This window comes from Streptomyces sp. NPDC096046 (genome assembly GCF_040303285.1).
In the GTDB taxonomy this organism is placed as follows: Bacteria; Actinomycetota; Actinomycetes; order Streptomycetales; family Streptomycetaceae; genus Streptomyces.
Map to the genome: position 1 here is coordinate 72,944 of NZ_JBEOSZ010000037.1, position 7,729 is coordinate 80,672.

Below are 7,729 nucleotides of genomic sequence, written 5' to 3' on the forward strand. Positions count from 1 at the left end.
CGCCACCGGCTCGCCTGGCGTCGGCTCGGGCAACCACGTCCAGGTGCCGGTGCACGTGCCGGTGAACGTCTGCGGCAACAGTGTCGATGTCATCGGCGCCGGCAACCCCAGCACGGGCAACGACTGCTCGAACGGTGGCGGCGGCCACCACGGCACCCCGCCCGGCGGCGGTCACGAGACCCCCGGCCAGCCGGGCGGCCCCGGAAACCCCGGCCACCCGGGCGACCCCGGTAACCCGGGCAACCCAAGTGATCCCGGCACCCCGGGTCACCCCGTCGACCCCGGAGCCCCCGGCGGCCCCGGAACCCCTGGTGACCCCGGCGATTCCGGCACTCGGGGCACTCCGCCCGCCACCGCCGTCGGGACTCCTGGCGGCTCCTCGCACGGGAACCAGCCGGACGGCCAGTTCCTGACGCAGCCGAAGAGCGACGCCCAGCTCGCCAGCACCGGTAGCGATCTGCCGCTCGGCCTCGCCCTCCCGGCCGGCGCGGGCGCGCTGCTGGCGGGCGCGATCCTCTACCGCAAGGCGCGCGCCTCGGCCTGACATGGCCCCCGGGAAACGGAGCGGGCCCCGCCGAGGCGGGGCCCGCTCCGTCATGTGTTTCTCCCCGTGCCCGTCTCAGCTCACCACGTGGCCCGCACCTGGCGGATGATCCTTCGACGCAACCGCACCCTGCGGCTGCCGTCGCGCAGCAGGCTCAGACGGTACAACTCCCAGTTTCCGTACTCCGCGTGGTCGGTCAGCAGACGTGCCGTTTCCTTGCGGGAGACCCCACGAGGGACGTGCACATCGACAAATTCGTATTCCGGCATCGCATCTATTGTGCGGGCTGGGGCCAGGTACGGATAGCGTCTGCACTATGTCTGATGCTGCGCAGCCCACCGCTGCCGAGGTACGCGCCGCCGCCGAGGCGGTCAAGACCGCGCTCGACCGCCACCTGGCCGCGGTCGAACGCCGGTCGGGAGAGGACGACCCGGCGGTCTACGAGGCGTTCAACCAGCTGGCCGCGGCCGCAGAGGTGTATGACGAACTGCTCTACGACCGCTACGACGAGGTCACGCCCTTCGAGATCCCCGGGGCGGAGGACGCGCTGCCCCCGTACACCGGTCCCGAGGAACCGAACGCGCTGAGCGTGCTGATCCGTCGTGACTACGCCGTCGCCGAGCCTCAGCGGCTGCTGGCGCAGGCACAGCGGATCGAATCGGCGGAGGGCGATGACGGCGCCCCGGCCTCCGGGACGGTGCACGGCGCTCTCGGGCTGCTGTTCGGCGAGTTCGAACCCGACGAGATCGCCTCCCGGCACAAGGAGTTCGGGCTGGAGGAGGGCGACTCCACGCTCTGGGTGACGGCGGCGGACGAGCCGGCCGAACCCGGCGAGTGGCTGGAGGCACCGTTCGAACAGGTCGACGCGGAGCAGGTGGTCTGCCGCTTCGACGTCAGCGCCGTCTTCGACGACGAGATCGACGACGTCGACGATGACGAGGAAGATCTCGAGGACGAGCTCGTCGACGCGGACCTGGACGAGGACGAGGACCTGGAACCGCTGGAAGCGGACCGCCGCTGAGCGCACCGTAGGCGGCCACGGGGTGGTGGTCACGGGTCCGGCCCGTGACCACCACCCCGTCACGTACCGCTGATCTGCGGTGCGAGCAGTACCGGAAGCCGGGTCGTCCGCGGCTTCGCCGGAACCTCGGCCACGGCCCGGGGGAGCGCCTGTTCCACGCCGTGCACCACGGACAGATGCCGGTCGGCCCGCCCGAACGCCGTGTACACCCACGGCCGGCTGAGCGCCTGCGCCGCGTCACCGGGCAGCACCACGACCACCGCGGGCCATCGGCTCCCCACGGCCTGGTGCGCGGTCAGCGCCCAACCGTGCCGCACGGTCTGTTCCACCCGCTCCTTCGGCACGACGACGGCCTCGCCCTCGCACGACAGATGCAGCCCCTCGGCATCCGCCTTCACCACCCGGCCCGGCAGCGCACGCCCGGGGACGGGGGAGTAGACGATCCGGTCGCCGGGGTCGAAGCCGCCGAAGCGGCCCGGGCCGGGGTTGAGCCGCTCCTTCAGCGCCGCGTTGAGCACGCGCGTTCCGACCGCTCCGCCGTGCCCCGGCGTGACCACCTGGGTCTCGTCGGCCGGTACGCCGATCGCCCGCGGCACCGAGTCCACGACGAGCTGCACCGTCCGGTGCACGGCCTCGCCCGCGTCCCGCACCGGCACGATCACGACCTCCTTGCCGGGGGCCTCGACCTGGTTCAGCTCGCCGATGCCGATACCGGAGACCAGCTCGCCCAGCGGCCCCGGATCCGGCCGGCGTGAGGCCACCTGGGGACAGATCCGTGCCGTGAGCAGATCCGCGAACACCCGGCCCGGTCCCACGGACCACAGCACCGCCGGATCACCGGCCAGCACCAGACGCGCACCGTCCGGCAGCGACTCCGTCAGCAGCGCCGCCGCCTCGACATCCAGCTGCGGCGCGTCGAGCACGACCAGCAGATCGAGATCGAGGACCCCGTCCGCGTCCCGGCCGGGTCCTTCGAGGCCGGAGAGCAGCCCGGCGACGGTGGCCACGGGGGCGCCCGCGGGCGTCTCGTCCGCTCGCCCGGGGCCGTCCGCCGCCGGGCCGGACCGGTGCAGCAGGGCCACGAAACGGTTGCGGCCGATCGGACCGTGCGTGGCCGCCCAGGCCCGCAGCCCGAGGGACCGCGCGGTGTTCAGCAGCGCCGCGGGCTCGGCCAGAGCCGCCTCGCCGCCGGTGTGCAGCACCAGGCCCTGACCGGCGACCGCGCGGATCAGCTCCGCCGTCGACCCCTGGGCCGCGGCGGCGGCCCGCTCCCAGTCCTCGGCCGAACCGTCCTGCTTGGGCGCCGAGTTGACCAGCCGGGCCAGGCCGTCGGCCAGGCTCTCCTCCGCCAGCGCGTACCGCTCCAGTCCGACCAGGACACGGACCGGGCGCTCCTCGTCCTCCGCCGCGCCCTCCTCGTCGCTCCGGGCCGGGGCGGCGGCCTTCTCCTCCAGCGCGTCCTGGAAGACCAGGGCCTCGCCCTCCGCGATCGCGTCCTGCACGGCACTGTCGGGCTCCGGGACGCCCCGCTGGGCCAGGGCGGCGAGGAGCGCCGACATCTCCAGGGCGGTGTGCCCGGCCAGCGCCGCCTGCTCCAGGAGCCAACCAGTGAGGGCCCGGCCCCGCCGCTCGTCGTCCGGGCCGCACTCGGCTCCGAGCAGGGTCCGCGCGAAACCGTCGGCCTGCTCGGGGCGCACGCCGGGGATCCGCAGCAACTGCCAGGGATCGGCGCGCAGCCGTTCGTCCGCTCCCTCGCCGAGTGCGGCGGCGATCTGCGGCGCGAGCACCTCGGGGGCCCCGCCCTCGCCGAGCACCCGCTTCACGGACTGGACCGCCTCCGGCGCGGGAGCCATCGGGGCGGCGACGGGCTCGGACGCCACCGGCCGGGGCCGCCGTTCCGGCTCGGGGGCGGAGCGGCGGGGGGCGGGGCGGGGCTCTTCGAACACGGTGGCCACCGGCTTCTCACCGCTCTCGACGGCCCGTACGGCCGCGAGCAGGTCGGCGGCCTTGCCGCTCAGTTTGGTGCCGGCCTCGATGGGCGTCTTCTTCTCGGCCTTGCGCTGTTCGATGCGCTCCCGCTCGGCCTGCTGAGCCCGCAACTCGGCCTCGGCCTCGGACACCTGCCCGGCGCCTGCTGCAGCGGCCTCTGTGTCGGACCCTTGCCCGCCGCCTGCTTCAGCGCCCTCGGAGCCGGACTCCTGCCCGCCGCCCGCTTCGCTGCCCTCGGCGTCGGCCCCCTGCCCGCCGCCTGCTTCAGCGCCCTCGGAGCCGGACTCCTGCCCGCCGCCCGCTTCGCTGCCCTCGGCGTCGGCCCCCTGCCCGCCGCCCGCTTCGCTGCCCTCGGTGCCGGACTCCTGCCGGTCTGCGGCTTCAGCCCCCGACGCCTCGGCCCCCTGCCCGCCGCCCGCATCGCTGCCCTCGGTGCCGGACTCCTGCCCGTCTGCGGCTTCAGCCCCTGCGGCCTCGGCCCCCTCCCCGGCGTCCGCTTCGGGACTCTCCGTGCCGGCCCTCTCCCCGGCGCCGCCCAAACTTCGGTCGGTCCGGGCCGCTCCGGCCGGTGTGCTCTCGGCGCCCGGCGTCCCCGGCTCGGTGTCCTCCGTGGTCTCGGGCTCCGTGCTCACAGCGTGCTCCAGTCGTGATCGGGATAGCGGTGCACGGGCGCCGACACATCGTCGAGCGCCCGGCAGATCTCGTCAGGAAGACTAAGGGTCTCCACTGACAACGCCGCCGTGAGCTGCTGCGCGTTGCGCGCGCCGACGATCGGCGCGGCCACCCCCGGCCGGTCGCGGACCCACGCCAGGGCCACCTGGAGCGGCGTCACCGCCAGTCCGTCGGCCGCGGTGGCCACGGCGTCCACGATGCGGCTCGCCGTGTCGTCCAGGTACGGCGCGACGAACGGCGCCAGATGCTCCGAGGTGGCGCGCGAGTCCGGTGGCATCGAGTCGCCCCGGTACTTGCCCGTCAGCACCCCGCGTCCGAGCGGCGAGGACGGCAGCAGGCCTATGCCCAGGTCCAGCGCGGCCGGCAGCACCTCGCGCTCCACACCGCGCTGGAGCAGGGAGTACTCCAGCTGCGTACCGGCGAGGCGGGTCCTGCCGGGAGCCGAGAGCTGCCAGGTCGCGGCCTTGGCCAGCTGCCAGCCGCAGAAGTTGGAGACGGCGGCGTAACGGGCACGCCCGCTGGAGACCGCGAGGTCGAGGGCCTGGAGGGTCTCCTCCAGCGGGGTGTCCGGGTCGTACGCGTGCACGTGCCACAGGTCGACATGGTCGGTGCCGAGCCGGGCGAGCGAGCCGTCCAGCGCGGAGAGCAGATGGCCACGCGACCCGTCGAAGCGGCGGTCGGGGTCCGCAACGCTGCCCGCCTTGGTCGAGATGACCAGGTCGCGGCGGGGCACCAGGCCGTCGATGAGCTTTCCGAGGAGGTATTCGGCCTCACCGTCGCCGTACACGTCCGCGGTGTCGACGAGGGTCCCGCCCGCTTCCCAGAAGGTCTTCACCAGGTCCGCGGCGTCGTGCTCGTCGGTGTCCCGCCCCCAGGTCAGGGTGCCGAGCCCGATCCGGGACACACGAAGGCCGGTGCGACCGAGTTGCCTCTGCTCCATGAACGCCGAGATTACTGGCCAGAACCTACGGTGTGGGTGGCTGTGGACCACCGATTTCCGGGAGCGGGACCGTGAGGTCGCCCGATCCGACGGTGCCGGGTGTCCTCGTTCAGCAGGTGCCGTCCGACACCTGAAGGCCCTTGTTCGCGCCCGCCGTTCGGCTCACGACGGCGGGCACACAGCCGGCGGCGTCCGCACGGAAGGCGTACGGGATGCCGACGGTGGTGTTCGACTTCGGGTCGGGTCCGGCCGGATGGTTCTCGCGGCCGGGAGCGGACCAGGTCACGTTGTCGAAGATGTTGCCCCCGACCTGCCAGTAGCCGGCCGCGTCGGTGTAGAAGGTGCCCAAGACGTCCTTGGAGTCCTCGAAGTAGTTGTTGTCCACCTTGGCGCGGGCGCCGGCCCGGGAGTTGATGCCGGACTCGTTGAGGCGCACGTAGTGGTTGTTGTAGAGGTGGGCGATGCCGCCGCGCAGCAACGGGGCGCGGGAGTCGATGTTCTCGTACCGGTTGTGGTGGTAGGTGATGTAGCCGTTCGACCGGTCGCTCTCACTGTTCCCGACGAGGCCGCCGCGACCGGAGTTGCGCAGGACGCTGTAGGACAGGGTCACGTACTGGGTGTTGTCCTTGAGGTCGAACAGGCCGTCGAAGCCCTCCGACTCACCGCCCGACGCCTCCAGGGTGGTGTGATCGATCCACACATTGCGGACGTTGCGCTCCATGCCGATGGCGTCCCCGCCGTTGGACGTGGGAGAGCCGGATTTCTTGACGTTCCGGACGGTCACGTTCTGGACGATGATGTTCTTCGATTCGCGGATGTGGATGCCCACTTGGTCGAAGACGGCGCCGCTGCCGACCCCGACGATGGTCACGTTGCCGACCTTCTTGAGCTCGATCACACCGTCGGCGGTGTCGCAGCTGCCGCCGGAGACCTTCTTGGTGTTGGCGTGGCTGATGGTCCCGCTCACCTCGATGGTGAGGGGGGTGCTGGTGCTCGCCCGGCCGCACAGGGCCTGGTGGATCGCCGTTCCGGTGGTCGCCCGCACCGTCCGGCCTCCGGCGCCGCCGGTGGTACCGCCGTTCTGGGTCGCGTAGCCGGTGGCGCCACCGGTCGCCGCCGACGCCTCGGGCATCGACACGAGAGTGCCGGTCGCGGCGGCGAGGGCCATCGTGGCCAGCGCGGCGTGGAGCCTCAGGGGGAGTGTTCGCTTCATCCTTGCCTCTCCGTTCGTCTTCGGACGGTGGTGACGGAAAGCGCTTTCCAGAAAGGTACGAACTTGCTGTGGACGCGTCAATGGTCGCGTCCATGATTCCCGTTCACTCATCTAAACGGCTGCGGGGCCCTGACCGTGTACCTCGCCCCCGCCCCCGCGCTAAGGTGCCCGGACAAGGCACGTTACTGATCAGTAAGGGGATGCGGCATGCAGCTCGGTATCAACCTCGGCTACTGGGGTGCCGGAATGGACGCGGACAACCTGGCCGTCGCGCAGGAGGCCGACCGGCTCGGCTACGCCGTCTGCTGGGCCGCCGAGGCCTACGGATCCGACGCCGCCACCGTACTGAGCTGGGTCGCCGCCCAGACCGAGCGCATCGACGTCGGCTCCGCCATCTTCCAGATCCCGGCCCGCCAGCCCGCGATGACCGCCATGACCGCCGCCACCCTCGACTCCCTCTCCGGCGGCCGCTTCCGCCTCGGCCTCGGCGTCTCGGGCCCGCAGGTCTCCGAGGGCTGGTACGGCGTCAAGTTCGACAAGCCGCTGGCCCGCACCCGCGAGTACGTCGAGATCGTCCGCAAGGCCATGACCCGTGAGCGCCTGTCGTACGAGGGACAGCACTGGACCCTGCCCCTGCCCGACGGCCCCGGCAAGCCGATCAAGCTGACCGTGCACCCGCAGCGCGAGCACATCCCGCTGTACATCGCCGCGATCGGTCCCCGGAACCTGGAGCAGACCGGCGAGATCGCCGACGGCGCCCTGCTGATCTTCCCGGCCGCCGAGCACCTCGAGGACACGACGATCTCGTATCTGCGCGCCGGGCGCGAGAAGGCCGGCAAGACCCTCGACGGGTTCGATGTCTGCCCGACCCTGCCGCTCGCCGTCGGCGACGACAAGGACGTGGCCGCGCTCGCCGACACCTTCCGCCCCTACACCGCGCTGTACGTCGGCGGCATGGGCAGCCCCAAGCAGAACTTCTACAACCAGCTCGCCCAGCGCATGGGCTACGAGCGGGAAGCCGCCGAGATCCAGAGCAAGTACCTCTCCGGCGACAAGCAGGGCGCCGCGGCCGCCGTCCCGCACGACCTGATCGACAAGACGACCCTGCTCGGTTCCGTGGACCGCATCGCGGACCGGATGAAGGCCTACGCCGCGGCCGGGGTCACCACCCTGTCCCTCGCGCCGGCGGGCTTCACGCTCGACGAGCGGCTCGCGTCCCTCAGGGCCGGCACCGAGGCCCTGGAGCGCGCCGGGCTCGCCTAAGGGGTCCTTTCACTATGCCCGTCCGGGTCGCGCGGCCTGGTGCCGCACCTCGCCGCGTTGCCGAAACGCCCTAGTAGCTCCGCTACG

6 protein-coding genes and 1 pseudogene are annotated in these 7,729 nt (G+C 72.4%); 3 read left to right on the forward strand and 4 right to left on the reverse strand.

The genetic code is table 11. The features are described 5' to 3' along the window. Positions 1–544 (forward strand): chaplin (locus ABTX62_RS27210; protein ID WP_352118673.1); only part of this gene is annotated, 544 nt, incomplete at its 5' end. Positions 545–624: 80 nt separating this feature from the next. Here ABTX62_RS27210 and ABTX62_RS27215 read toward each other — a convergent pair. Then, positions 625–813, reverse strand: coding sequence for a DUF5703 family protein (locus ABTX62_RS27215; protein WP_283971713.1), 189 nt, complete (start codon positions 811–813; stop codon positions 625–627). 47 nt (positions 814–860) lie between these two features. Between ABTX62_RS27215 and ABTX62_RS27220 the strand changes: the two genes are divergently transcribed. Continuing rightward, entirely contained in the window at positions 861–1,565 is a 705-nt protein-coding gene (locus tag ABTX62_RS27220; RefSeq protein ID WP_352118674.1) for a hypothetical protein, read from the forward strand. A 59-nt stretch (positions 1,566–1,624) separates the two neighbouring features. Here ABTX62_RS27220 and ABTX62_RS27225 read toward each other — a convergent pair whose 3' ends face one another. The 3 genes and pseudogenes from ABTX62_RS27225 to ABTX62_RS27235 form a co-directional block, all read right to left on the reverse strand. Next, positions 1,625–4,186: a helix-hairpin-helix domain-containing protein gene (locus ABTX62_RS27225; RefSeq protein ID WP_352118675.1), complete on the reverse strand. Its 2,562-nt coding sequence runs from the start codon at positions 4,184–4,186 to the stop codon at positions 1,625–1,627. Beyond that, complete coding sequence (locus tag ABTX62_RS27230) at positions 4,183–5,166, reverse strand: aldo/keto reductase (protein WP_352118676.1); 984 nt, start codon at positions 5,164–5,166, stop codon at positions 4,183–4,185. The genes ABTX62_RS27225 and ABTX62_RS27230 overlap by 4 nt, the downstream gene beginning before the upstream one ends. 112 nt (positions 5,167–5,278) lie before the next feature. Then, positions 5,279–6,379 (reverse strand): annotated as a pseudogene (locus ABTX62_RS27235) (pectate lyase family protein); the annotation flags it as partial. A 207-nt stretch (positions 6,380–6,586) separates the two neighbouring features. Between ABTX62_RS27235 and ABTX62_RS27240 the strand changes: the two are divergent. Continuing rightward, positions 6,587–7,642, forward strand: a complete 1,056-nt coding sequence (locus ABTX62_RS27240; RefSeq protein WP_352118677.1) for an LLM class F420-dependent oxidoreductase — start codon at positions 6,587–6,589, stop codon at positions 7,640–7,642. Positions 7,643–7,729: the final 87 nt, after the last annotated feature.

What these genes read in the sequence shown, in the direction of transcription:
- ABTX62_RS27215 (WP_283971713.1), bottom strand. Translation starts at nt 813, where the DNA reads ATGCCGGAATACGAATTTGTCGATGTGCACGTCCCTCGTGGGGTCTCC.
- ABTX62_RS27220 (WP_352118674.1), top strand. Translation starts at nt 861, where the DNA reads ATGTCTGATGCTGCGCAGCCCACCGCTGCCGAGGTACGCGCCGCCGCC.
- ABTX62_RS27230 (WP_352118676.1), bottom strand. Translation starts at nt 5,166, where the DNA reads ATGGAGCAGAGGCAACTCGGTCGCACCGGCCTTCGTGTGTCCCGGATC.
- ABTX62_RS27240 (WP_352118677.1), top strand. Translation starts at nt 6,587, where the DNA reads ATGCAGCTCGGTATCAACCTCGGCTACTGGGGTGCCGGAATGGACGCG.